The organism is Streptococcus penaeicida, from assembly GCF_002887775.1.
In the GTDB taxonomy this organism is placed as follows: Bacteria; Bacillota; Bacilli; order Lactobacillales; family Streptococcaceae; genus Streptococcus; species Streptococcus penaeicida.
In genome coordinates this window covers 134,624-158,342 of the sequence record NZ_LOCM01000006.1, presented here as the reverse complement: position 1 = coordinate 158,342, position 23,719 = coordinate 134,624, and the positions used below count along the sequence as shown (strand labels likewise).

The window sequence follows — 23,719 nt, the reverse complement described above, 5'->3', positions numbered from 1 at the left end:
TTTTAGTAATCTAGACCATCAGCATGGCCTTTGGCATTACCAACGAAGTAACCTGTTTTACAGTTAATTGAGAACAAGTAAGTTCCATCTGGCTTAAACAAGTTATAGTAGCCATTGCCGTTAACAATATTAACAGGTTCTAAATAATAGTTATTACCAGCAATATAACCGCGAGCTTGAGCTGTTCCGATAACTTTCTCTAGGATACCTGGATTAAAGAGCCAAGCTGGATTAGTAGAATCAGCAATGGCTGCGTCATTGTATGGAACGCGTGAAAGGTTTCTTTGGATACCATTGGCGTTGGTTAAGCCTGATCCAGAACCAGAAATTGTCGGAGCTTGAGCAGGAGCTGTTTGTGCTGGTGCTGTTTGACTCGCAGCAGCTCCACCTTGAGTAGCTGCTTGACCCGCATCTGCTTGTGCTGAATCAGTTGATTCTGCCGCTTTATTTTCAGCTTCTTTGGCAGCTTTTTCTTTTTCAGCCTTGGCTTTGTCATCAATTTGTTTACGACCATCAGCGATTGCTGATTGTAATAGTTTATCTAAAGAGGCATTGCCAGTTTTCAAAACATCAGCCTTAATATCATCAAAATTAGCACCAGACTTGATGGTTGCAGAAACTTTTTCACCATCTTTGATTGCTTCTGTAGCAAATTTTGCATTGACCGCCTTAACTGCGTCGATTTGTTTTTTCAAAAGATCAAATTTACTTTTAGCATCTTCATAATAAGATGTATTTTTTAATTTGTCTAAACTTTTAGCCAAATCTTCAATCTTGTCAAATTGACTATTTTTAAGTTTTGTCATCTCAGCATCTGTATAGAAGGCTTTCAAATCACTACTAAAGGCTTTGAGATTGGCCTTAGCCTTTTTAGTTGCATTCGTTTTTGAAGAGTCTTTTGTTGATTGCTGAGCAGATGAGGCAGTTTTATCTTTGTTGTTGTCTTGTCCTCTAAAGGCATTTACCGCGAAGAACAAGCCTGAAACTAGGACGAGCAGAGCTAGCAGAATTCCTACAAGCTTTTTCTTAGAGCCTTTTTGTTGGACTTCTTTATCATTAAAGTGATCCGGATTCTCAAAAGCATTTGTTTGAGTTGCTTTTACATTTGGCTCTGAAACAGCTGCTGCAATTGGAGATGACTCTTCTACAGCTGTTTGATTATTTGCTAATTCTTGACTAGCCGTTTTTTCATCGGCTTCTGCAAGCGTTTCAGCACCTTCCGAAGCAAGGATACCTGAAGCCGCAAGTTCTTCTCTTTGTTTTTTGATGAAGTTATCTAAAGTTGCCGTATCTAATGTGTCAGCTTCCATCACTTTAGTATCAAATTTTTGTGATGCTACTTGATCACGGTGTTGCTTAATATACTTATCAAGAACACTATCTTCTTCTGTAACACCAGCTTTAAGTTCAGAGTCTTTTCTGACTGCTTCACCAATAGTCATATTTTTCGCTTGGTCAATGTCCAGGCTTTGACCTTCTTCATTCATACCAACTGTATTTTTTTCGTCTGACACTTTCCTTACCTCTCAATTTGACTTCTTTTAATGCGCTGACCAAAAAATTGATAAAGTTCAACTTTCATAGTCCCATTGTATAGTTTACGCTTTTTATCTGCTTGTTGACCATATTTCTTTTCAAATCCTTCATCACTTGTCAAAATAAATTTGCTCCAAGTGCTTAATGAACTGAAGGTTTGACCCATTTCATTATACAAAATGTCAACTGCTTTGTCATCAAGCAACCGTTCACCATATGGTGGATTAGAAATGATAACACCATTCACTTTATCCGTTTTAAAATCTTGAAGGCGCATCTGTTTAAAGGTGATGACATCTGATAAACCTGCCTCTTCAGCATTTTGCTTAGCAATGTCAATCATCCGACCATCGATATCAAAGCCTGAAATATCAAGTTTTGCATCGTAATTGGCAGCTTCTTCAGCCTCATTTCGAACCGTTTCAATAATTGATTTATCAACCCATGACCAATCTTCAAAGGCAAAGTTGCGATTAAAACCTGGTGCGATATTCATACCGATTAAAGCAGCTTCAATACAAAATGTTCCTGAACCGCATGTTGGATCCACTAATGGTTTGTCTGGATACCAATTACTCAATTCCAAAATCGCAGCTGCCATGTTTTCTTTGATAGGTGCTCCACCTTTTTGAATCCGGTAGCCACGTTTAAAGAGACTAGTGCCACTTGTATCAATCATGATTGTCGCCACGTCTTTTAAGATAGAAACTTCAATTTTAAATTCAGAACCGATTTCTTGCAAAGGGACTCCCTCTGGTCGGTGATAAATTTTTTGTAATTTCTTAACGACTGCTTTTTTGGTGATTGCTTGAACACTTGGTTCATTGTGTAGTTTCGAACGAACACATTTAGCTTTGGAGATTGGGAACTTAGCACCTAATGGTAAATAGTTTTCCCAATCTAAACCATTGACCCCTTGAAATAATTCTTCAAAGGTTCTCGCTGGAAATTGTCCAACAATAATTTTGATGCGATCAGCTGCACGTAACCAAAGGTTACTCTTTGCAATAGCTGCCATATCACCTTCAAAGTAAACTTTTCCGTTATCAACCTTACAATCAAAGCCTAGGGCTTTAATTTCTTTGCCAACAACTGATTCAAAGCCTGCAGCAACTGTTGCAACCAATTTAAAATGTTCTTTCATAATAATCTTTCTCTTTAATGAAAATAAAAGCTAGCAAGTGCTAGCTTAACCTAATATGCAATTTTCTATAAGCCATGTTTTGTTCCAGAAATGACTAGGTATCACTTCTTTCGATAATCATCTGTCTACTGTAAACAGTCAGAATAGCTAGTTCGTTTCCCTTCTATTCCATGCCCCGACCAAAGTTTGGGTTGCTAGCTTGAGGGGTTTACCGCGTTCCATTTCCTACGTTTCCATAAAAACTGCGTCACTGTGGCACTTTCAGAGATACTGGAGCATATCTTAGACTTAGCTCTTTCTCCCGCCGTGATGTCAAAAGACATCCCTAGCTTATTTTTTCGCCTAGCACAAACACTACTGGCATCACAGCCAGTGCTAGCATGGACTTTCCTCATAGCCTTTAAAGCTACGCGATTATCCAAAAATTGCACGTCCAAAAATTATTCGCTGATTTGTTTTCCAAATACTTCTTTTTCTAAACGACTAATTCTTTTCAAAATATCAAAATTAGTTGCCGTCTGAGTCACTCTTGTAGGTTGCACCATAGCATGGCGTTCTTCTGCAAAACCAGCTCCTCTAGCATGGGAACTTTCTTTTTTCAAAGAATCGATCTCTGCCTTCAAATGTTCAATCTCAGCAATATAGGATTCGTAATCTTTGATGACATTATCTAAAAATTCGTCAACTTCCTTTTTATCGAATCCACGCATACTAGTTTTAAATTCTTGTTCAAAAATGTCCTTAGGACTATAAATAATACTTGTCATTCTCTTTTCTCCGACCGGTAGTTCTATCTGATATCTATTTTCTGATATCATAATTTATGATACCCAAAAAAAGAATAAAAAGCAAGTCTAAAAGACAGTTACAATTATTAAGTTCCCGTTACTCTTCCATTATTTCATTAAGACGTTCAAAGGTTAAAAACTGCAATGAATAGTCAGGTAATTCCTTCAACCGATCGACCAAATAACGAAGCTTACTTTCATATTCACTGTCATAAAATAGATAGGCTCCGTTTGTATTAGCTATCAGAAATTCTTGATATTGTCTAAATTGACCAGCATTCTCATATGTAGGAAAACAATATTTGATAAAATCAACTTGTTTAAATGCCTGTAATTTTTCTTGGTTCTGCTCATTCCATTGTATTCCATGTGTTTCAAAATCAAAAATAGTCGCTATCTGTATTGGATATTCAACTTTCAAGTCATTTAGAACATCAAGCACCCACGCTTCAAACCCTAAGGAACCTGTCAAAATAAACCAATTATTCCCCTCTTCAATCAAGCGCAATAAGTCTTTGTGGATTGCTTTTTTAATAATCGATACTCTTGGATCATTATCTTTAAAAATACCCAGTTCAAAACTCTTGTATCCTGTAACCAGAATCGCAGTCATATTGTGTTTTCCTTTCTAAAAATATGTTATAATAAAAATGCTTAAATTTTTCATTAAGTAAAGTCAGTAGGAGAACTATGGTTAATTATCCTCATCAACTTAAAGGAAAACGAATAAGCCCTGTTCAAAAAGAAAAAAAGAAACCAAAGACTGACTTTGCAAATCGTGGGATGTCATTCGAGTCAGCTATCAACGCTACCAATGATTACTATCTATCTCGAAAGATTGCAGTCATTCATAAAAAACCGACACCTATTCAAATCGTAAAAGTTGATTATCCACGACGAAGTCGTGCAAAAATTGTAGAAGCTTATTTTCGACAAGCATCAACTACAGATTATTCTGGTGTTTATAAAGGGTTCTATCTTGATTTTGAAGCCAAGGAAACTCGGCAAAAAACAGCTATGCCTATGAAAAATTTTCATTCGCATCAGATAGAACATATGGCTTCCGTTTTAGAACAAAAGGGAATTTGTTTTGTCCTTTTACACTTTAGTACTTTAAAAGAAACTTATTATCTTCCAGCAAAAGCCTTAATTGACTTCTATCAAATTGATAAAGGTAGTAAATCAATGCCACTTGATTATATCAGAAAAAATGGCTATCAGATAATAATTGGAGCTTTTCCTCAAGTACCTTATTTAGATATTATAGAACAAAATTTTTTAGGCGGTGATTAGTATCAAAAATCCATTCATTCGTAAAATTCTAAAATACGCTTTAGCAGCTATTCTTAGTCTTACCATCCTTGCTATCGTCATTGGTGGCTTATTATTTGCTTTTTACATTTCCACAGCGCCAAAGCTTAGTGAAACTGCCCTTAAATCTACCAATTCCAGTCTTGTTTATGATGCACATAACAAACTAATTGCCGATTTAGGTTCTGAAAAACGGGAAAATGTAACAGCAGATAGTATTCCACTTAATCTAGTTAATGCGATTACATCTATCGAGGATAAACGTTTCTTTAATCACCGTGGTGTCGATTTATATCGTATTCTTGGTGCAGCCTTCCACAACTTGACAAGTTCAAGTACACAAGGTGGATCAACACTTGACCAACAGTTAATTAAGCTAGCCTACTTCTCAACTGCTGAGAGAGATCAGACTTTAAAGCGTAAAGCTCAAGAAGTCTGGTTAGCACTCCAGATGGAACGTAAATATACAAAGCAAGAAATATTAACTTTCTATATTAATAAGGTCTATATGGGTAATGGTAATTATGGTATGCTTACCGCTTCTAAATCATACTATGGTAAAGATCTTAAAGATTTATCTTTTGCTCAACTCGCTTTGCTTGCTGGTATTCCACAAGCACCAACGCAATATGATCCATATATAAACCCTGATTCAGCCACGACTCGTCGTAATTTGGTCTTACGTCAAATGCTTTCAGAAAAAAATCTAACTAAGGCTGAGTACGATGAAGCAATTGCTACTCCAGTAACAGATGGCTTAAAACCTTTGAAAAAAACATCAAGTTATCCAAAATATATGGATAACTACTTAAAACAAGTCATCAGTCAAGTTAAATCCGAAACCAATAAAGATATTTTTACTTCAGGATTAAAAGTTTATACAAACATCCTGCCTGAAGCACAAAAACGACTTTATGATATTTATAACAGTGAAGATTATGTTTATTATCCAGATGATAAATTCCAAGTAGCTTCAACTATCATTGATGTCACAAATGGTCATGTCATTGCTCAACTTGGAAGTCGTCATCAGGATGAAAATGTTTCATTTGGGACAAACCAAGCAGTCCTAACAGACCGCGACTGGGGTTCAACAATGAAACCAATTTCTGCCTATGCTCCTGCTATTGAAAGTGGTGCTTATAACTCAACGGCCCAATCGACAAATGACTCTGTTTATTACTGGCCTGGTACAGATACACAACTTTATAACTGGGACCGTAAATATAACGGTTGGATGACCATTCAAACAGCCATTATGCAATCACGTAATGTTCCCGCAGTTCGTGCACTCGATGCAGCAGGGCTTGACTATGCTAAAACATTCTTAAATGACATTGGCATTGACTATCCGGAAATGAACTACTCAAATGCTATCTCAAGTAACAATAGCAGTTCTGAGCAAAAATACGGAGCAAGTAGTGAGAAAATGGCTGCCGCTTATGCATCATTTGCGAACGGTGGACACTACTATAAACCGCAATACGTTAATAAAATTGTATTTAATGATGGGACTTCAAAGGTCATCGAAGAAAAAGGCAAACGTGCAATGAAAGAAACTACAGCCTATATGATGACAGACATGTTAAAAACTGTTTTAACTTATGGTACTGGTACTGAAGCTCGAATTCCTGGTGTGATCCAAGCAGGGAAAACTGGTACTTCAAACTATACTGATGAGGAACTAGCAAAAATCAGTGCAGAAACTGGATTATATCCTGATTACGTTGGAACAATGGCTCCAGACGAAAACTTCGTAGGTTATACTAGTAAATATGCAATGGCTGTTTGGACTGGTTATCGTAGTCGCTTAACTCCTGTATATGGGGATGGTTTAAATGTTGCAACTCGCGTTTATCGTAGTATGATGACATACTTGACAGAAGGCTATAGCGAAGATTGGATTATGCCGAGTGGACTATACCGTAGTGGTGGAATGCTTTACCTCTATGGTGGTACTTATACAACTAATAATAATGGTAATAGTTCCGTTTATAACAATATATACGGCGGCAATTCCTCAAGTAATAATGCCAATACCAATCAAGGAAACACTTCAGAAAGTTCAACGACATCAGATTCAACTTCTGCTAGCGATACTACGGGTTCTCCTTCAACATCTACTCCAACGACCCCAGGGAACGGTAACGGAAATGGTGTTGGTCAGAATAATGGTAATGGAAACTAATCAAACAAAAAATAATTCGGAAAATTTCCGAATTATTTTTTTATTTTGCTAAAGCTCCCATCGGATCCCATGGTGCTAGGACGATTGGCTCAGCTTCATAAGCTGCCAGCTCTTCAGCAGTCAGTAAATTCTTGCGAACAACAATTTGATAGGTGTACTCATCCATCCATGCATCGGAAGCCACAAAGTACCCCTTATCTCCAACATCCTCACCCCATGAATTTTCAACCTTCCATTTAAGAGCTCGGCCATTTTCATCCAAATCCACACCGGTCAAGACCATGGCGTGTGTCATTAAACTTTCGCTATAATCTAATCGACTAGCTTTGTCTTGGCTCAATACAATGTCCATACTTGATTCGAAATCATAAGTATTGATTGCTAGGATACCCTTTTTACGATCAGAGACTTGACCCACATCCGAACCGAACCAAACTGATTCACCTTCTTGCATTTGTTTGATTGCTAACTCTTTAAAGCGATCCATTTCTAAATTAAGGTAACGGACATCTCGACTTCCAACGACATTACCAACATCTCAACAGTATAAGATTGCCCGAAAGGCTTATCCTGGGTTGGAGCATTAATAATAGAAACATAGTCCGACAAGTTCAAACCGACATATTTTTGATAAAACTCTTGGGGTGTAATGGCTCTTTCACGGTGAAATTGATTATCCTTATCACGGTATGCGAAATCAAATTCTTTAGGCGGTAGTCCTAGGTTAATAGCCAAGAAATTAAAGACTTCCTCTAACAAAGCCTCTTTCTTGGCTTGCACCGTTTGAGTATCAGCTCCAGACTGAATGCATTCACGGAGAATCTGAGCATCTTGTCTCAATAATTTATTAAGAATACTGTTTAATTCTCTGCTGTTGCTTGAAGAAACAGATTCAGGATAAACTGATTTCGGAACAACACCGTATTTATCAAAAAGAGCGACAACCATATCCCATTGGCCACCATCTTGTTGAGGAACATCCAAAAGGAATTTTACCTTTCGACTGGTCAAATCTTGGTCTGCAGTTGCTATAATTTGTTCCATAAACCAGTTTGCTTTTTCATATTTATCCCAGAAGAAAGTATGGGATTGAGATAATTCAAAATTGTCTAACTTGAAGTCTGAAATTAATTGATGACGAAAAGTGTTAAGTGCCGCAAACATCCAACAACGACCAGAAGCCTTTTGATTAGTAACCTTGTCCTTTGTAACATCTACAGAAAAAACAAAATCATTCTCCACAGCACTTTGGCGTGTCTCCAGTGATTTGAGCAATCCATTATGGCTCACTGCATTCTCTATTGCCTTAAACTTAGGATTATTCTCATAATTGGCAATTAATTTATCGGTAAACGATTGGGTAATTTGTGACATAATATCCTCCATTTTTTTACTTACCTTCTATTATAGAACTATTTCAACTTTCTTCAAGTCAAAAAACGCTAGGATACCTAGCGTTTTTAATTGTTATTAATAAAAAACTAAAATCTTTATTTCCAAAAATCATCAAAAATAGTAATTGGCAAATGGCGTTTATGAAGTCCTTTATACCACCAAGCTCAATTTTAGCCTGTGCTTCAGCTGATATAATTTTTCCTTCAAGGTAGTCATCAATATCATTATAGGTAACACCCAAGGCAACTTCGTCTGCAATACCAGGTTTATTTTCCTCTAAATCAGCAGTTGGAACTTTTTCATAGAGTCTCGCATCTGCACCTAAAGCTTTTAAGAGTTGACGCCCTTGTCGTTTGTTCAATCTAAAGAGCGGTAAAATATCAGCGCCTCCATCACCAAATTTAGTGAAGAAAGCTGTAATATTTTCAGCAGCATGATCAGTACCAATAACTGCCCCACTGCTTTGACCGGCAACAGCATACTGACTAATCATTCTCTGACGTGCTTTAATATTGCCCTTATTAAAATCTGAAATAGTAATTCCTGCCTCTTCTAAAGCACGAACTTGACCATCTACGGCTTGCTTAATATTTATGGTTAGGTTCTGATCGGGTTGGATAAAGGCCAAAGCTAATTGAGCATCTGCCTCATCAACTTGAACACCATATGGAAGTCTTATTGCAATAAATTGATAATCTTCTTGCCCAGTCTCTTCTCTCATCTCTTCTATTGCCATCTGAGCTAAGCGACCAGCTAAAGTAGAATCCTGACCTCCTGAAATCCCAAGTACCAATGTTTTTAAAAAGGAATGCTTCTTTAAGTAGGACTTTAGGAAATCAACCGATTTTCTGATTTCTTCATCAGGATTAATAGTAGCTTTAACTCCAAGCTGTTTTATAATTTCCTTCTGTAATGTCATTAGAGCTCACCTTCCCCATACGTTTTGTGGCGAATACTTGAAATGAGGTTCATTTTATTATCCCAAACATCTTTAGCAAGATCGACCGGATAATCTTGTGGATTCAAGACACGCTTATATTCATCCCAAAGTTTATCAAATTCTTTTCGAGCATATGCTTGAATCGTTTGTAAATCCGGTAAGTCGTAAATAAGCTCTCCATCTTTAAAAACATCAACTAACAATGGTACCGCTTCGAAATTTTTAACAACTTTTTTGATGTAAGTATAAGTTGGGTGGAACATTTCAATTTGATCAAGACTATTAACATCGACATCTGTAAAGGTAATATAATCCCCTTCAGATTTGCCTTTTTCTAGACTAGTAATCCGCCAAACTTGTTTTTTGCCTGGAGTTGAAACTTTTTCAGCGTTATTAGATAACTTTATGGTGTCTTCCATTTGACCTACTTCATTTTCAATGGAGACCATTTTATAAACTGCACCAAGAGCTGGTTGATCATAGGCAGTAATTAATTTTGTACCAACCCCCCAAACATCAATCTTAGCTTTTTGCATCTTCAAATTGAGAATCGTATTTTCATCTAAGTCGTTTGAAGCATAAATTTTGGCATTAGGGAATCCTGCTTCATCAAGCTGTTGGCGAACTTTTTTTGAAAGGTAGGCTAAATCTCCTGAGTCTAAACGAACACCAAGAAAATTAATACTATCGCCTAACTCTTTGGCAACCTTAATAGCGTTAGGAACTCCGACTTTCAAAGTATCATAGGTATCCACTAAGAAAACACAATCCTTATGAGTTGCTGCATATGCTTTGAAAGCTTCGTAGTCATTACCATAGGCTTGAACCAAGGCATGAGCATGTGTTCCCGATACTGGGATACCAAAAACTTTACCGGCACGAACATTACTTGTAGCATTAGCGCCGCCAATAACTGCTGCGCGAGTGCCCCAAAAAGCAGCATCTACTTCTTGAGCCCGACGTGTACCAAATTCCAAAAGTGGTTCATCTTCAATGACAGAGCGGATACGAGCTGCTTTAGTCGCAATCAAGGTCTGGAAATTAACAATATTTAATAGAGCAGTTTCAACTAATTGGCATTGTCCTAATGGTCCTTCCACTTGAACAATCGGTTCATTTGCGAAAACTAAATCCCCTTCTTTTGCTGAACGGACAGTAAGTTCTAATTTTAGATTTTTTAGATAATCTAAGAACTCCCCTTTATAACCCAAGTCAGCCAAGTAAGCTAAGTCACTCTCGGAAAAGGTTAAGTTTTCCAAATATTCAACAAGTCGTTGTAAACCTGCAAAAATAGCGTAACCATTCTCGAAAGGCTGTTTGCGGAAATAGACTTCAAATACAGCTTTCTTATTATGAATACCTTGGTCAAAATAGACTTGCATCATATTAATTTGATATAAATCGGTATGTAGGGTTAAACTGTCATCTTTATACATAATTTTGTCCTCTATTGATTATTGTTACTATTATAACATACTTTTGCACTTGAATAATTATCCGAAAACTGGAAATTTCAAAGGTAACATTAAACTGATCTTATAAATAAGTGACAAGGTTGAGATGAAATATCCCAACCTTATTTTTATTTTGTCTTAAATTTAAAATGACAATAGAGGCCAAAAACAATAATCCAAATTGTTGCTCCCACTGCTCCAATAAAAGTAGATTCTTGAAGGAATAAGGAGATAAAAACGAGTGCAAAGAAGACTAATGTAATTGGCGTCGCCACCTTATACATAGGCATTAGGAAACCATCAGCCATAAAGTCATCGGACTGGCGGTATTTCCAATGGGCAACCATCGTAAGAGCATAAATAGCAATATAAACTCCTGAAGAGGAAGCAGCAATCAAAGCAAAGGCATCAGAAACACCAGGTAAAACATTAATGATAGCTGAAATACCTACAACAAAAGCAGAGGCAATGATTGCGCGACTTGGTACGCCTTGTCTAGATAAATGATTTAACTTCAAGGAATTTGTAAAGTTATTAGCATTTTCACAGGCCAATTGATACAAATGCCGTCCTGAAGAATAAAGAACTGAGTTTAATGCTGATGCTGAAGAAGTCAAGACGACAAAGTTAATAAGTGCTGCCGCCCATTTGATTCCAACAAGTTGGAAAACCATAACAAATGGAGATTTATCCACAGGTAAATCCTTCCAAGGAACGATTGCCATAATAGAAATAAGTGAACCGACATAAAAAATAACAATTCGAATTGGAATTTCTTGGATTGCTTTTGGTAAAACTTTTCTTGGATTAGCTGTTTCAGAGGTTGTAATCCCAACAAATTCAATGGCTTGGTAAGCAAAGAATACCATCTGGAAGCCCATGAAGAACTTTAAAGTTCCATGAGGGAAGAATGAAAAATGATCTGAAATATTGGTTAAACTTGCTTGTCCATGTGGTGTTTCAAATCCTGTCATAATCATGAAGGCTGCTGTCGCAATTAAAGCGATAATCGCAACAATTTTTATCATGGCAAACCAGAATTCAGTCTCACCGAAGATTTTTACAGCTATTAAGTTGACAGAAGCTAAAATCACTAAAGCTACTAATTGAATTATCCAAGACTGCCAATGAGGGAACCAGTACTGAACATAGGAACCAAGCGCTGTAATATCAGCCATCCCAATGAAAATCAGTGAAACCCAATAGGATAGGCCAGAGAAATAGCCCCAACCTGGTCCAATATACTTTGTAATAAAATTGATAAAAGTATGTTGATCAGGATCATAATAAAGCATTTCTCCAATAGCTCGCATCATCATAAACATGAAAATACCAGTGATAAGATACACGAGGATAATTGATGGTCCAGTTAAGGAAATTGCCCTTCCAGATCCCATAAATAAACCTGTCCCAATAGTACCAGCAATGGCAATTAATTGGACATGACGATTTTGTAAGCCCCTTACCATACCATTTTTTGTTTCATGATTTTCATTTGTCTGTTTTGACATCATACACTCCGATCTTAAAAAATATAATTATTATACCCTATTTTCAGAATATTTACAACATTTGCTTTCCTAAATTTTGAAGAAGAAAATAAAAAAGAACTGGACACCCATCACTGTGTCCAGTATAATCTTTTATTTCATATTTTCAATATAATGATAAACGCCCTGACCAGCTATGGCACCGTCACCGACAGCTGTGGTAATTTGGCGAAGATTTTTTTGACGAACATCACCAATTGCGAAGATACCAGGGACAGCAGTTTTCATGTGATCATCCGTTTCTACCCAACCTTCATTGTCACAGATATCAAGTTCAGAAACCATAGATGTGACAGGCAACATTCCTACATAAATAAAGACGCCACCAAAATTATGGTTGGTTATTTCTTGAGTTTTAACATTTTTTATGAGGACATTTGAAACCTTAATATTGTCGCCCTGAATTTCTTCAACAACTGAATCCCAAATAAAAGAAATTTTCTCGTTAGCAAAGGCACGGTCCTGTAAAATTTTCTGAGCTCTCAGTTGATCACGGCGGTGAACAATTGTAACAGATTTAGCAAATTGTGTAAGGTAGATAGCTTCTTCCACTGCAGAATCCCCTCCACCAACTACTAATAAGTCTTGTTCTCGGAAAAAAGCACCATCGCAAACTGCACAATAAGAAACTCCTCGACTTGTAAAAGTTTCCTCACCTGGAACATTTAATAAGCGGTATTTGGCACCAGTCGCTAAAATAACTGTTTTGGCATCAAAAGAGCTATCTTCAGTGAAAATCCGTTTGTAAGCCCCAAAATCTTCAACATTTTGAACAATACCATAAATATGCTCTACTTCGAATTTTTCTAAAGGCTCAAACATCTTCATCGATAACTCTGGGCCGGAAATATGGTCATACCCTGGATAGTTTTCGATTTCAGAAGTATTATTCATTTGACCACCAGGAGCCCCTTGTTCAATCATCCCAACCTTAAGGTTACTTCGGGCTGCATATAAAGCAGCCGTCATACCTGCAGGACCTGAACCAATTATGATTGTATCGTACATTGATTTCTCCTTATTATTTCTGTCAACATTTTACCAATCTGAGGATTATTTAGCAATTTTTATGATTTCAAAACTAAAAGGACTGCCATGACCGCAAAAGAGAGAACTGGTACTAAAAGAATAGCAATCATTAAAATATCGTAGAGAAAGGCCTGTTTTTCAATTGCTGTCTTGTCTTTTTTAGAACGAGCACGAAGAAAGATCCATAGTAAACAAATTGCTAAAACTAATATGAACGCAATTAAAAGTCCTTGTAAGTATAAACTAAATAATTCTAAAACCATTAAACTTCCGACCTATCCTATTCCAATGCTCAAACTTATTAATAATCTTTCACAAGAAAAAGTCCAGGCTAACCTAGACCATTCTATTATAGCAAAAGTCTCACATTAAACATAGGATTTGGAAAACTTGTTGAAAAATTCTTTGGTTCTTTCCTCTTTAGGATGATTAAATATTTCTTCAGGACTGCCCTCTTCTAGAATTTTCCCATTATCTAAAAAGAGTACCCGGTCTGCCACCTGAGCGACAAAATCCATATCATGACTAACTAAAACCATGGTTTGACCCGCTTTTGCTGCCTGAACAATAGCTTTTTCAACTTCAGCCACTAGCTCAGGATCTAAAGCGGAAGTTGGCTCATCCAAAAGTAAAACCTCTGGCTTCATGGCTAATGCTCTAGCCAAAGCAACCCGTTGTTTTTGACCGCCTGATAAGTGTCTTGGATAATGATTTTCTCGGTCCGATAATCCCACTTTTCCAAGTTCTTCTCGGGCAATCGCTGTCGCTTCTTTGTCTGAGAGTTTTTTGACAATGATTAAACCTTCTTTGACGTTATCCAAGGCTGTTCGCCTCTCGAACAAGTTAAATTGTTGGAAAACCATAGCTAATTTACGCCGTAGAATTAATACGTCCTCATTTTTGATTTTTTCAAAATCAAAAGCAAAATCATCAATCTCAATTCTACCTTTATCTGGCTTTTCCAGGTAGTTCATACTGCGCAAAAATGTCGATTTCCCGGCACCAGAAGCACCTACCAAAGCAATAACTTGACCTTTTTCAATTTCTAAACTAAGGTCATCTAAGACTTTTTGCCCTGAAAAATATTTACTCAAATGGCTTATTTTTATCATTAGCGTAAATCCCCCACTACTCTATCAGTAGACCTTATTGGTTCTGCAATAGCCATTCTTTTCTCAATATAGTTACCTAATTGTTCAATCAAGAAACTAATAAACCAATAAACTAAAGCTACCGAAATATAACGTTCAAAATAGCGATAATCCGCCCCACCCAAAATTTGAGCTTGAGCAAACATCTCAACAATACCAGCATTAAAGGCTAAAGATGTCCCTTTGGTTAAACCAATCAAGCCATTAATTAAGGTTGGCGTTGCAATGACTGCTGCGTTTGGAATAATAACTCTTTGATAAACTTGACTAGGAGTCATTCCCAAACTTCGAGCAGCCTCAATCTCTCCTTGATTAACAGACAAAATAGCTGCCCGAATTGTTTCACTTGTATAGGCAGCTTCATTAAAGGCAAAGGCTGTTATAGCAAAAACTGCAGCTGGAATGGCATTGATGTTCCAATGGAGCCCATAAGTGATATTCAAGTATTTTAAGAAAAGGGGAATACCATAATATGTCAACATCAATTGAACTAATATTGGTGTTCCTCTTAAAAAGCTAACAAAGACAGCTTGAATTGGATATAGCACTTTGACGCGGTTAATTTTAACAATGGCAAAAACAAGGGCCAATAAAAGACCAAAAATAGCGCCTACAACCGTTAAACCAAGGGTGATTGGCAATCTTTGGATAATATCTGGCAGTGCATCAAAAACAGCCTTCCAGCTAAAAAGCTTACCTTCTGGAATAAGTTTTATCAGTTGATCAAACCAAGACCATGAACTTGCTAATGTAATATATGGCATAACTTCCCCTTTTACTCCTATCAATATCATTTAAGTTTAGCACGGCAAAGAAGACCTGTAAAATAGAAAGAACTAATGAAGGCAATAGAGAAAGCCTATCACATTGTAATAGACTTATTTCTATTTTAGCCTCATTAATAAGACTAATAGTTGAGTTCTGATACAAAATCGCCTTCAAAGAATTTCTGACTTTGTTTTTTCAATTCCCCAGATTTTTTCAATTTTACCAAACCTTTATTGACAAACTTTTGTAATTCTTTACCTTTAGAATCATCCGCAAAAATAAAGTATTCCAATCCATCTTTGTCATCACCGATTTCTTCTTTTAAAGTTGAGATTTTCAAATCAAACCCCTGATCTTTTATTGCTGTTTTTAATGAAATAGCATCATAGAAAAGAAAATCTAATTGGTCACTTTCTAGCATTTGTAATCTTTGAGTAAAGGGTGTTGATCCTGAAGCATAAGAAAGATCAATTGGTTTTTGATTTGGATGTTTTTTATTCCATTTTTCCAAAACTTGCATGTAAATAGCACCGGACATACCTTGAGTCTTTTTACCAGCTAAGTCTTTTAGAAACTTATAATCTTTATTCCCTTTTGTCGCAATGGCATAATTTGATTTAGAAAGTGGCTTAGAAAAAAGATATTTCTCTGCCCGTTCTTCACTATATCCATAATCATTGGCAGCTATCTGGTAACGACCAGCATCAATACCAGATAAAATTGATGGGAAAGCTACTGTTTCAAATTTTAATTGGTATTTTTTAGAATTTTTAAAAATTTTCTTTAGTAGTTCAATATCATAACCAGTCAAGTTTTTACCATCTTGGTAAGTAAAAGGCTTAGTTGCCGCATCTGTTGCTACAGTAATAACCTCTTTTTCTTGTGCTTGGCTCTTACTTGTCATCATAAAAGCTAAGGCTAACCCAGCCAAGAGAAAGAAAGCTTTATTAAGAATTTTTTTATATTTAATCATTTTAATACTCCTTGTTAATAGTACAGATAGTTTAACAAAAGTATAGTTCTTTGAAAAATAGCAAATTTCTATCACGACCTTTAGGAATACCTATAGCAAAAAGCACCAATCCTAAGATTGATGCTTGCTTGTTAAAAGGATTGTTTTTTAGCCTTACGTTCAGCACGACCACGTGCTTTACCTTCTGCACGACGTTCTTTACGACGCTTCTCATCAACCACCCATTGGATTTTTTTCTTATAGCCTGGTTTGACTTTTTTCTTTTTCTTTTTAACCAAACCAATCATCTCAGTATCAAGTTTCTGATAAGATTTTTCACGGTTATTACGGCGGTCTCGATCATAAGTATCTTGGAATTCACCGTTTTTGAGAACCTTAGGAACAAAAGCGATACCTAATTTTTCCAACTCTTTAATGTCTGAGTCGTCACTTGGTTGGTATAGGGTAATCGCTGTGCCCGAAAGACCGTTACGACCAGTTCTGCCCACCCGGTGCACAAAGAATGACAAGTCTTGTGGGATAGCATCATTGATGACATGGCTGACACCTTCAATATCAATTCCACGAGCTGCCAAATCCGTCGCAACAATATATTCGAAATCAAGCTTCTTCACTTGATTCATAATCCGTTTACGCTCACGCGGCGGAACGCCTCCATGAATTTTCGCTACTTTAAGCCCATTAGCAACCATATAACCGTGTAATTCATCGGCTCGTTCTTTGGTATTAACAAAAATCATGGCCAGATAAGGTTGCATGGTTTTTAAAATGTCAAAAATCTGTGCATTTTTATCACGCCCTTTAGTAGAAACAAGCCAGTTATCAATATTATCGGCAATTACCGTCTCCATTTTAATTTGTTCAATTAAAGGATTACTTAAATATTTTTTCAAGAATGGCTGTAACTTTTGGGGAATTGTTGCTGAAAAGACCAAAATTTGAACAGCTTTTGGTAAGGCAGATGCAATCTTATCAACAGTATCTAAGAATCCCATATCCATAGTCATATCAGCTTCATCCACGACAAAAGTTGTTGCTTTATGGATAGCTAAGTCGCCTGATTTAACCAAGTCGTAGATACGACCAGGTGTCCCAACAACAATATGGGGTTGAGAAACTTTTAATTTTTCAATTTGACGGAGCTTATCCGTTCCACCAACATAATTGGCAAGACGAATTTCTTTTTCCGAATAACTTGCTAATTGCTTAGCTGCATCAAAAATTTGTGTTGCTAATTCACGACTTGGAGCAGTAATCAGAACTTGAACATCTTTACTTTCTTCGTCCAACTTTTCAAAAATTGGCAATAGGAAGGTATGTGTTTTTCCCGATCCTGTTTTGGATTCTCCGACTAAATCTCTGCCTGAATTGACAATTGGAATCAATTTTTTTTGGACTTCAGTGGGCTCAGTAAAGTTAATTTCTTCTAACGCTTTCTGAATATAGTTTTTAAAATTATAATCTTTAAATGACATAGTAACCTCTTTTTCTTTCTCATTATAACATGATTGTTTCGGACAAGCAAAAGGAGAGAGACTTCGATTGACCCAGTCAATTTGCATAACGGTAATAGTTTTGAAAGAGGCTAGGATTCGGTCCTAGCCTCTTCTTTTTATTTTATAAATAGAGGAATGCAAGAACAAAAAGACTTGCCAGAGCCCCTATGCTCCACATGAAAGCATCAACTTTCCATTCTGACCAGCGATTGCCTTTGCCAGAAAGGCCACCTAGTTCAAGGTGATGATGAAAAGGCGTCATTCTAAAAATACGTCGTCCTTCACCAAATTTTTTCTTAGTGTATTTAAAATAAGAAACTTGCATCATAACGGAACTTGTTTCCAGTACATAGACTAGCCCTACAAGCAATAAGGTCCATTCTTGTCGCAAAGCTATGGAAATAGCTGCTAGCATGGCACCTAAGGCTAAACTGCCAACATCACCCATAAAGACCTTTGCAGGCTTGCGATTAAAGAAAAAGAAACCAATCAGAGCACCAATCATGATGGCAATTAGAAGTAAAACATCAAATTGTTTTTGGATATAAGCAATGATGCCGTAAGTTGATAAACTTATTGCGACTGATATGGAAGCAAGGCCATCAATACCATCTGTCAAGTTTACGGCATTTGAGAAGCCAACAATCCAAAATAGTACAAAGAAAAGATAGAGGAAACCAATGTGGAAATGGTAACCTAAAATGTTAACGGAATCAATGTTACTTGGAGCGACATGTAGAAAATAGAAAATTAAACCGCCAACAATTTGTAAGAACATTTTTTGTCTAGCTGTTAAACCCTCGTTGATTTGCTTAAAGATTTTCAAAAAATCATCAAAGAAACCAATGAATCCATAGATTAGAATGACCGCTAAAATACCAGTAATTAAACCTAGATGACTCCATTCTTTAAACATGAGTAGGCCAAAGAAAAGTGACAGTAAACTGGCAACTAGAAGAAAGATAGTTCCACCCATTGTAGGTGTGCCCGCTTTTTCTAAATGTTGTTTAACATCTTCATGCATTTGTTGTCCACCAATTTTTTTCATTTGGTAGAACTTTATAAAAAATGGCATGGCTGTAGCAGTTAATATCAAAGATATTATGGCTGCTGTAATCGTTAAAAACATGTTAATCTCCTAGTTTTACTTTAATTTTTGATATTTTCTTAAGTGATTCTCCAGGTTCGATGGATTGGCTAATCACTCTTCCTTTTTTCGAACCTTTATATTGTACCTCAATACCTGACCATTTTGCAAACTTTTTAACATTTTCTTTGGTCCAGTCATGCATATCGGGCATTAACTCTAAGTGACTTGTTAATAAGAGTATTTGTTCATTATTAGGTAAGTTAGTATTCTTAGCTTTTGACATCTTAACAATTTTGTCACCGTTTCCGAGAACGATTGGTTGAACTAAATTGCGACGTAATTCATCAGCTGTCGGTCCTGGTTTTTGACCAATAAAATCCGGTAGATAATATGGTGTTGATTTATTTGCTGATTCCTGACTTGGCTTTAATAATGTATCTTGCATTAAATAAGCTTCTTCAAGAACAGGATTAATAACATCCGCCCAGAACATACCACTCCAATGTTCAGGTTGTTGGATAGTCACATACATGATGAAATCTGGATTATCAGAAGGAACCATTGCGACTACAGAGAAGACATAATTGGTTTTACCACCTTCAATATAGCCACTACCATCCTCTTTGGCAATTTGGGCTGTTCCTGATTTAACTGATACTGGCATGCTTCCGACTTTAATAATTGGTCCAGTTGATTGTGAATATAAGGTACCAAAAACTGGGTCAGTCCCTACGTTAACCATATATTCACGGGTTTCACTAGCTGCTTTCTTTGAAACAGGTTTCCCAACAACTTCTTTTTTAGCCGTACGATAGGTCGCACTATTTGGATCATAAATCTGGTTGATGAATTGCGGTTCTAGCATTGAACCATTATTAGCGATTGCCAAAAATGCTCTTAACATTTGAATTTGAGTCACACTGATCCCTTGTCCAAAAGCACTCATGGCTTGAGTAACAATATTGTCCGATGGGAAAATACCCGATTCCTCATCACCAGTACCAAAACGTGTTGGATAACCAAACTTAAATTTAGTTAAATAGTCCAACCAGGTCTTATTACCCATTTTTTGTTCTAATTTAGTCATCCCAACATTACTAGAATAGGAGAAACCTTGGGCATAAGTCATATATTGACCAGTCGAAATACCTTCATTAATAGACCAGTCTTGGATAGTTGCATCAGCTATTTTTATGCCATTTGCATTACTATAGACATCATTGGGTTTGAAGACACCATTGTCAATAGCAGCTGCCAGGGTCATGACCTTCATTGTCGATCCTGGTTCGAAGTTATTCTGATAAAGGGCACTCTTCCAATTGTACTTCTTATTATTTAAACCTTCAAGGGTATCTGCATTGTATGTCGGTCTTTGTGAGGTTGCTAGAATTTCACCAGTTTTAGCATTAACTAAGGTAGCACTGGCTAAGACACCTTTTGTTTCACTTTGAAAAGCATCCATTCTTGTTTCTAAGAATGTTTGAATTGGTTCTGATAAAGTTGTATAGACGTCTTTTCCATCAACAGCTTTCTTAACCGTTTTTCCTGTTCCTAAAAGTGTATTACCATTCTTATCTTTTTCATAGATAATGGTTCCATCTTTACCAGAAAGGATATCATTAAGTGCAGCTTCCAAACCTGTCTTACCAATTAGGCTCTTACTACCATCTTTATTTTCTGTTAAAGCTGCTAAGCCAATTAATTCTGAAGCAAAAGTTCCATTTGGATACATCCGACCTGGACTTGTAGAGAAAGCAACCCCTTTGATTCCAGCCTTTTCCATCTCTTTTCTAATGGTTGTCATTTTACTAAAAGAGATTCCTGATCCAGATGTTCCAAAGGAAACTTGGAAGAGACCTTTTTGTTTTAACTGACTTAGGACATTTTTCTTTTTCATGCCTAATTCTTTTGTCAAAATATCAGCAACTTTGTCAAACTGTTTAGGCTGAACATAGAGTTTTTCTCCTGTCGCTGAGACAAATGACTTGTCCAAGACAGCATAAATACTATAAGTTGTTGAGTCTACTGCTATAGCAACGCCATTTCGGTCATAGATAGTCCCACGCTTAGCCTGAACGGTAACCGTTTCTTGATAAACTTGTTTGGCACCTTGACTTAAATCAACGCCAAATTTGCGGTCAGTTCCAATAATAATTACAAAATTAATAATAAAAACGAAAAACAAGAAAATGCTCAAAATCATCATGTTTTGACCAACATGTTCACGATTTTTTACAGGTGTTTTTCGCCCTTGGATGACGTAATCTAAAAATAGTTTTTGTAGTCTTTTCATAGCTTAGTCAACCTTCTTAATATTATCGGTACGATTGGACAGACCAGCTTTTTTAGCGATATCAACAATGCGATCACGACGTGAAAGTTCATTAACTTCCTGTTTAGCATTGTTTAATTCAGTCTTCTTATCAGAAATTTGACTATTTAAGGTAGTAATATCTTGTTGCAATTGTAATTTACGACTTTGCAAGTAGATGATACTAACAGCCATGGTAATTGCTGTAATAATCAGTGCACTATAAAAAGCTTTCTCAATTCTGGAGAAAGTTCTGATTTGCTTTTGTAAAGCACTGGTTACTGCTTGCGTTCTTTTTTCATTATTCATAACATTTACATCCGAATTTTTCTGGCCACCCGTAATTTAGCTGAGTGAGCACGGTTGTTCTCAGCTAATTCTTCTTGACTTGGTAAAATAGGCTTCCGCGAAACAAGTTCAAATTTAGGTTTCATTTCTTCAGGAATAATAGGAATTCCTTTTGGAATATCAACAGTACTTGCTTCTTTAAAGAGTTGTTTTGTCAAGCGGTCTTCAAGAGAATGGAATGTGATTACTGAGATGCGACCATCTACTGCCAATAAATCCATTGCAGCTTGGATTGACTCATCCGCCGCACCTAATTCATCATTAACTTCAATCCGAATGGCTTGAAAGATTTGCTTGGCTGGATGCCCTTTTTTCTTCAATTCCTTAGCTGGTTTAGCTGACTTAATAATTTCTGCTAGCTCTGTTGTTGTTTCAATCGGTTTAATCGCTCTTGCTTGTTCTATTTTTCGAGCAATCTGCTTAGAAAATTTATCTTCACCATAACGGAAAAAGATACGAACTAAGTCATTGAAACTATAATCATTGACAACCTCATAAGCTGTTAAGGAAGCATCAGAGTCCATACGCATATCCAAAGGCGCATCTTGACGATAGGAAAAACCGCGTTCTCTTTCATCTAATTGAGGACTTGAAACACCTAAATCATATAGAATGCCATCAATGGTTTCCACTCCATGTGCAGCCATTTCTTCCTTGAGATAGCGGAAATTATTCTTAATAAAGGTAACCATCCCTCTCTTAATAAAGGGCTCCAAAAAAATCTGGGCATTATCAATTGCTTTTTGATCTTGATCAAAACAATACAAATGTCCATCTTCATTTAACTGTGATAAAAGGTAGGCTGAATGTCCCGCACCACCTAGTGTTGCATCGACATAAACCCCGTCAGGTTTGATTTGGAGCATGTCAACTGTTTCATGCAAGAGGACAGTGACATGATGAAATTCTTTAGTCATATCTTTAATTCTAACACAATTTAGACATTTAGAAAACAAAAAGAAAGACAGGTCCTAAGAGTCCCTATCCTTCTCTATTCTATTGACGAATATTGCCGTTTCCTTTGATATAATATTTACTACTTGTTAAAGCTTCTAAGCCCATTGGTCCTCTTGCATGCATTTTTTGCGTTGAAATCCCTATTTCGGCACCAAGTCCAAAAACAAAACCATCAGTAAAGCGGGTTGAAGCATTGACATAAACTGCTGCAGCATCAACTTGATCTTGGAAACATTCAGCTGCCGATAAATCTTTGGTAATAATTGCTTCCGAGTGATGACTACTATAACGATTAATCCAGTCAATTGCATCTTCTAAGGAATCAACTATTTTAACCGACATAATATAGTCCAAAAATTCCATGCCGAAATCTTCTTCACTAGCAAGAGTCGCATTTTTAAATAAAGCTAAAGCTTCTTCCTCAGTACGGAATTCAACTGCGTGCACCTTTGAAATCTCTTCTTCCAATTGTGGAATAAAAGTTTTGGCAACATCGCGGTGAATAACTAAACTCTCAGCAGCATTGCAAACACTAGGCCTTTGTGTTTTGGCATTAATCACTATATTAGTCGCCATCTCCAAATCAGCCGAAGCATCTACATAGATATGAACATTGCCGACCCCTGTCTCAATGACCGGCACCTTCGCTTTTTCTTTAACGGTTTGAATAAGCCGAGCACCACCACGTGGAATCAAGACATCTACGTAGGCAGTAGCCGCCATCAATTCTTCAGCTAAGTCGTGTGAAGGATCCTCCAATAATTGAATGGCGTCAGGTGTGATTGCCATAGCTTCTAGACTCTGTCTTGCAACCTTTACTAAGGCCATATTAGAGTTTAAGGCATCTCGACCACCTCTCAGAATGATGGCATTATTGGTTTTAAAAGCCAAACTAAAAGCATCAATAGCAACATTAGGACGGCTTTCGAAAATCATGGCAATCACCCCAAGAGGAACTCTTTTTTGAAGAATTTTTAAGCCATCTAAATTGGTGTAACCCTTAAGAACTTGACCAATAGGATCTTGTAATTCAGCTACCTGTCTAACTCCTTCCGCAATTCCCTTAATGCGTTCTTCAGTTAAAAGAAGGCGATCCAGCATAATATCTGAAATTCCGTGCTCTTTAGCCTTAGCCATATCTTTTTGGTTTTCAGCCATAATTATTGCACTCTGTTCAACCAAGTCGTTGGCTAAGCGCATTAAAAAGCTATTCTTTTGGCTAGTTGATAATTTTAGTAATTCTGAGCTAGCTTTTTTAGCTTGGCTCCCCAATTGATCAATTATTGTCAT

19 protein-coding genes, 1 other RNA gene and 2 pseudogenes are annotated in these 23,719 nt (G+C 36.7%); 2 read left to right on the top strand and 20 right to left on the bottom strand.

Annotated features, from left to right (window positions below; all coding sequences use genetic code 11):
• Positions 1-2 precede the first annotated feature (2 nt).
• The 5 genes from AT575_RS01455 to AT575_RS01435 form a co-directional block, all read right to left on the bottom strand.
• The gene (locus tag AT575_RS01455; protein WP_102776836.1) at positions 3-1,514 is read right to left on the bottom strand and encodes a cell division site-positioning protein MapZ family protein; all 1,512 of its coding nucleotides are present in this window, start codon (positions 1,512-1,514) and stop codon (positions 3-5) included.
• Between the two features lie 5 nt (positions 1,515-1,519).
• Positions 1,520-2,680, bottom strand: coding sequence for a THUMP domain-containing class I SAM-dependent RNA methyltransferase (locus tag AT575_RS01450; RefSeq protein WP_102776835.1), 1,161 nt, complete (start codon positions 2,678-2,680; stop codon positions 1,520-1,522).
• Between the two features lie 63 nt (positions 2,681-2,743).
• Positions 2,744-3,106, bottom strand: an RNA gene (gene rnpB / locus AT575_RS01445) — RNase P RNA component class B.
• Between the two features lie 14 nt (positions 3,107-3,120).
• Positions 3,121-3,447: a cell division regulator GpsB gene (gene gpsB / locus AT575_RS01440; RefSeq protein ID WP_102776834.1), complete on the bottom strand. Its 327-nt coding sequence runs from the start codon at positions 3,445-3,447 to the stop codon at positions 3,121-3,123.
• A gap of 118 nt (positions 3,448-3,565) precedes the next feature.
• Positions 3,566-4,081 (bottom strand): SLOG family protein, encoded by a 516-nt coding sequence (locus AT575_RS01435; protein WP_102776833.1) that lies wholly within the window; start codon positions 4,079-4,081, stop codon positions 3,566-3,568.
• Positions 4,082-4,158: 77 nt separating this feature from the next.
• Between AT575_RS01435 and recU the strand changes: the two genes are divergently transcribed.
• Positions 4,159-4,761, top strand: coding sequence for a Holliday junction resolvase RecU (recU, locus tag AT575_RS01430; RefSeq protein ID WP_102776832.1), 603 nt, complete (start codon positions 4,159-4,161; stop codon positions 4,759-4,761).
• Positions 4,754-6,967, top strand: coding sequence for a penicillin-binding protein PBP1A (gene pbp1a / locus AT575_RS01425; protein ID WP_102776831.1), 2,214 nt, complete (start codon positions 4,754-4,756; stop codon positions 6,965-6,967). The genes recU and pbp1a overlap by 8 nt, the downstream gene beginning before the upstream one ends.
• Positions 6,968-7,007: 40 nt before the next feature.
• Here pbp1a and pepC read toward each other — a convergent pair.
• The 15 genes and pseudogenes from pepC to AT575_RS01350 all read right to left on the bottom strand — a co-directional run bounded on the left by pepC (position 7,008) and on the right by AT575_RS01350 (position 23,719).
• Positions 7,008-8,341, bottom strand: a pseudogene (gene pepC, locus AT575_RS01420) (aminopeptidase C).
• Between the two features lie 116 nt (positions 8,342-8,457).
• Positions 8,458-9,281 (bottom strand): annotated as a pseudogene (gene nadE, locus AT575_RS01415) (ammonia-dependent NAD(+) synthetase).
• Positions 9,281-10,738: a nicotinate phosphoribosyltransferase gene (locus AT575_RS01410; RefSeq protein ID WP_102776829.1), complete on the bottom strand. Its 1,458-nt coding sequence runs from the start codon at positions 10,736-10,738 to the stop codon at positions 9,281-9,283. The pseudogene nadE and the gene AT575_RS01410 overlap by 1 nt, the downstream one beginning before the upstream one ends.
• A 146-nt stretch (positions 10,739-10,884) precedes the next feature.
• Positions 10,885-12,267 (bottom strand): amino acid permease, encoded by a 1,383-nt coding sequence (locus AT575_RS01405; RefSeq protein WP_415746639.1) that lies wholly within the window; start codon positions 12,265-12,267, stop codon positions 10,885-10,887.
• Between the two features lie 132 nt (positions 12,268-12,399).
• Positions 12,400-13,314, bottom strand: a complete 915-nt coding sequence (trxB, locus tag AT575_RS01400) for a thioredoxin-disulfide reductase (RefSeq protein WP_102776827.1) — start codon at positions 13,312-13,314, stop codon at positions 12,400-12,402.
• Between the two features lie 59 nt (positions 13,315-13,373).
• Positions 13,374-13,598, bottom strand: coding sequence for a DUF4059 family protein (locus tag AT575_RS01395; protein ID WP_102776826.1), 225 nt, complete (start codon positions 13,596-13,598; stop codon positions 13,374-13,376).
• 105 nt (positions 13,599-13,703) lie between these two features.
• Positions 13,704-14,447 (bottom strand): amino acid ABC transporter ATP-binding protein, encoded by a 744-nt coding sequence (locus AT575_RS01390; RefSeq protein ID WP_102776825.1) that lies wholly within the window; start codon positions 14,445-14,447, stop codon positions 13,704-13,706.
• Positions 14,447-15,250: an amino acid ABC transporter permease gene (locus AT575_RS01385; RefSeq protein ID WP_102776824.1), complete on the bottom strand. Its 804-nt coding sequence runs from the start codon at positions 15,248-15,250 to the stop codon at positions 14,447-14,449. Before AT575_RS01385 ends, AT575_RS01390 begins: the two co-directional genes overlap by 1 nt.
• Positions 15,251-15,393: 143 nt before the next feature.
• On the bottom strand, positions 15,394-16,161 hold the full coding sequence (locus AT575_RS01380) for a transporter substrate-binding domain-containing protein (RefSeq protein ID WP_245871418.1): 768 nt from the start codon (positions 16,159-16,161) through the stop codon (positions 15,394-15,396).
• Between the two features lie 197 nt (positions 16,162-16,358).
• The gene (locus AT575_RS01375) at positions 16,359-17,702 is read right to left on the bottom strand and encodes a DEAD/DEAH box helicase (protein WP_102776822.1); all 1,344 of its coding nucleotides are present in this window, start codon (positions 17,700-17,702) and stop codon (positions 16,359-16,361) included.
• Positions 17,703-17,844: 142 nt separating this feature from the next.
• Positions 17,845-18,852, bottom strand: a complete 1,008-nt coding sequence (gene mraY / locus AT575_RS01370) for a phospho-N-acetylmuramoyl-pentapeptide-transferase (RefSeq protein ID WP_102776821.1) — start codon at positions 18,850-18,852, stop codon at positions 17,845-17,847.
• Between the two features lies 1 nt (position 18,853).
• The gene (pbp2x, locus tag AT575_RS01365) at positions 18,854-21,106 is read right to left on the bottom strand and encodes a penicillin-binding protein PBP2X (RefSeq protein ID WP_102776820.1); all 2,253 of its coding nucleotides are present in this window, start codon (positions 21,104-21,106) and stop codon (positions 18,854-18,856) included.
• A 3-nt stretch (positions 21,107-21,109) separates the two neighbouring features.
• A complete protein-coding gene (gene ftsL, locus AT575_RS01360) occupies positions 21,110-21,433 on the bottom strand; it encodes a cell division protein FtsL (RefSeq protein WP_071793771.1) in 324 nt (107 codons plus the stop codon).
• Between the two features lie 5 nt (positions 21,434-21,438).
• Positions 21,439-22,389 (bottom strand): 16S rRNA (cytosine(1402)-N(4))-methyltransferase RsmH, encoded by a 951-nt coding sequence (gene rsmH / locus AT575_RS01355; protein WP_102776819.1) that lies wholly within the window; start codon positions 22,387-22,389, stop codon positions 21,439-21,441.
• A 79-nt stretch (positions 22,390-22,468) separates the two neighbouring features.
• Positions 22,469-23,719 carry a glutamate-5-semialdehyde dehydrogenase gene (locus AT575_RS01350; RefSeq protein WP_102776818.1) on the bottom strand — a complete coding sequence of 417 codons (1,251 nt, stop codon included), beginning with the start codon at positions 23,717-23,719 and terminating at the stop codon, positions 22,469-22,471.

Bases quoted from the DNA above. Each gene is read 5' to 3' on its own strand.
- AT575_RS01450 (WP_102776835.1), bottom strand. From the start codon at position 2,680: ATGAAAGAACATTTTAAATTGGTTGCAACAGTTGCTGCAGGCTTTGAA.
- gpsB (WP_102776834.1), bottom strand. From the start codon at position 3,447: ATGACAAGTATTATTTATAGTCCTAAGGACATTTTTGAACAAGAATTT.
- AT575_RS01435 (WP_102776833.1), bottom strand. From the start codon at position 4,081: ATGACTGCGATTCTGGTTACAGGATACAAGAGTTTTGAACTGGGTATT.
- recU (WP_102776832.1), top strand. From the start codon at position 4,159: ATGGTTAATTATCCTCATCAACTTAAAGGAAAACGAATAAGCCCTGTT.
- AT575_RS01410 (WP_102776829.1), bottom strand. From the start codon at position 10,738: ATGTATAAAGATGACAGTTTAACCCTACATACCGATTTATATCAAATT.
- AT575_RS01405 (WP_415746639.1), bottom strand. From the start codon at position 12,267: ATGTCAAAACAGACAAATGAAAATCATGAAACAAAAAATGGTATGGTA.
- trxB (WP_102776827.1), bottom strand. From the start codon at position 13,314: ATGTACGATACAATCATAATTGGTTCAGGTCCTGCAGGTATGACGGCT.
- AT575_RS01395 (WP_102776826.1), bottom strand. From the start codon at position 13,598: ATGGTTTTAGAATTATTTAGTTTATACTTACAAGGACTTTTAATTGCG.
- AT575_RS01390 (WP_102776825.1), bottom strand. From the start codon at position 14,447: ATGATAAAAATAAGCCATTTGAGTAAATATTTTTCAGGGCAAAAAGTC.
- AT575_RS01385 (WP_102776824.1), bottom strand. From the start codon at position 15,250: ATGCCATATATTACATTAGCAAGTTCATGGTCTTGGTTTGATCAACTG.
- AT575_RS01380 (WP_245871418.1), bottom strand. From the start codon at position 16,161: ATGATGACAAGTAAGAGCCAAGCACAAGAAAAAGAGGTTATTACTGTA.
- AT575_RS01375 (WP_102776822.1), bottom strand. From the start codon at position 17,702: ATGTCATTTAAAGATTATAATTTTAAAAACTATATTCAGAAAGCGTTA.
- mraY (WP_102776821.1), bottom strand. From the start codon at position 18,852: ATGTTTTTAACGATTACAGCAGCCATAATATCTTTGATATTAACTGCT.
- pbp2x (WP_102776820.1), bottom strand. From the start codon at position 21,106: ATGAAAAGACTACAAAAACTATTTTTAGATTACGTCATCCAAGGGCGA.
- ftsL (WP_071793771.1), bottom strand. From the start codon at position 21,433: ATGAATAATGAAAAAAGAACGCAAGCAGTAACCAGTGCTTTACAAAAG.
- rsmH (WP_102776819.1), bottom strand. From the start codon at position 22,389: ATGACTAAAGAATTTCATCATGTCACTGTCCTCTTGCATGAAACAGTT.
- AT575_RS01350 (WP_102776818.1), bottom strand. From the start codon at position 23,719: ATGACAATAATTGATCAATTGGGGAGCCAAGCTAAAAAAGCTAGCTCA.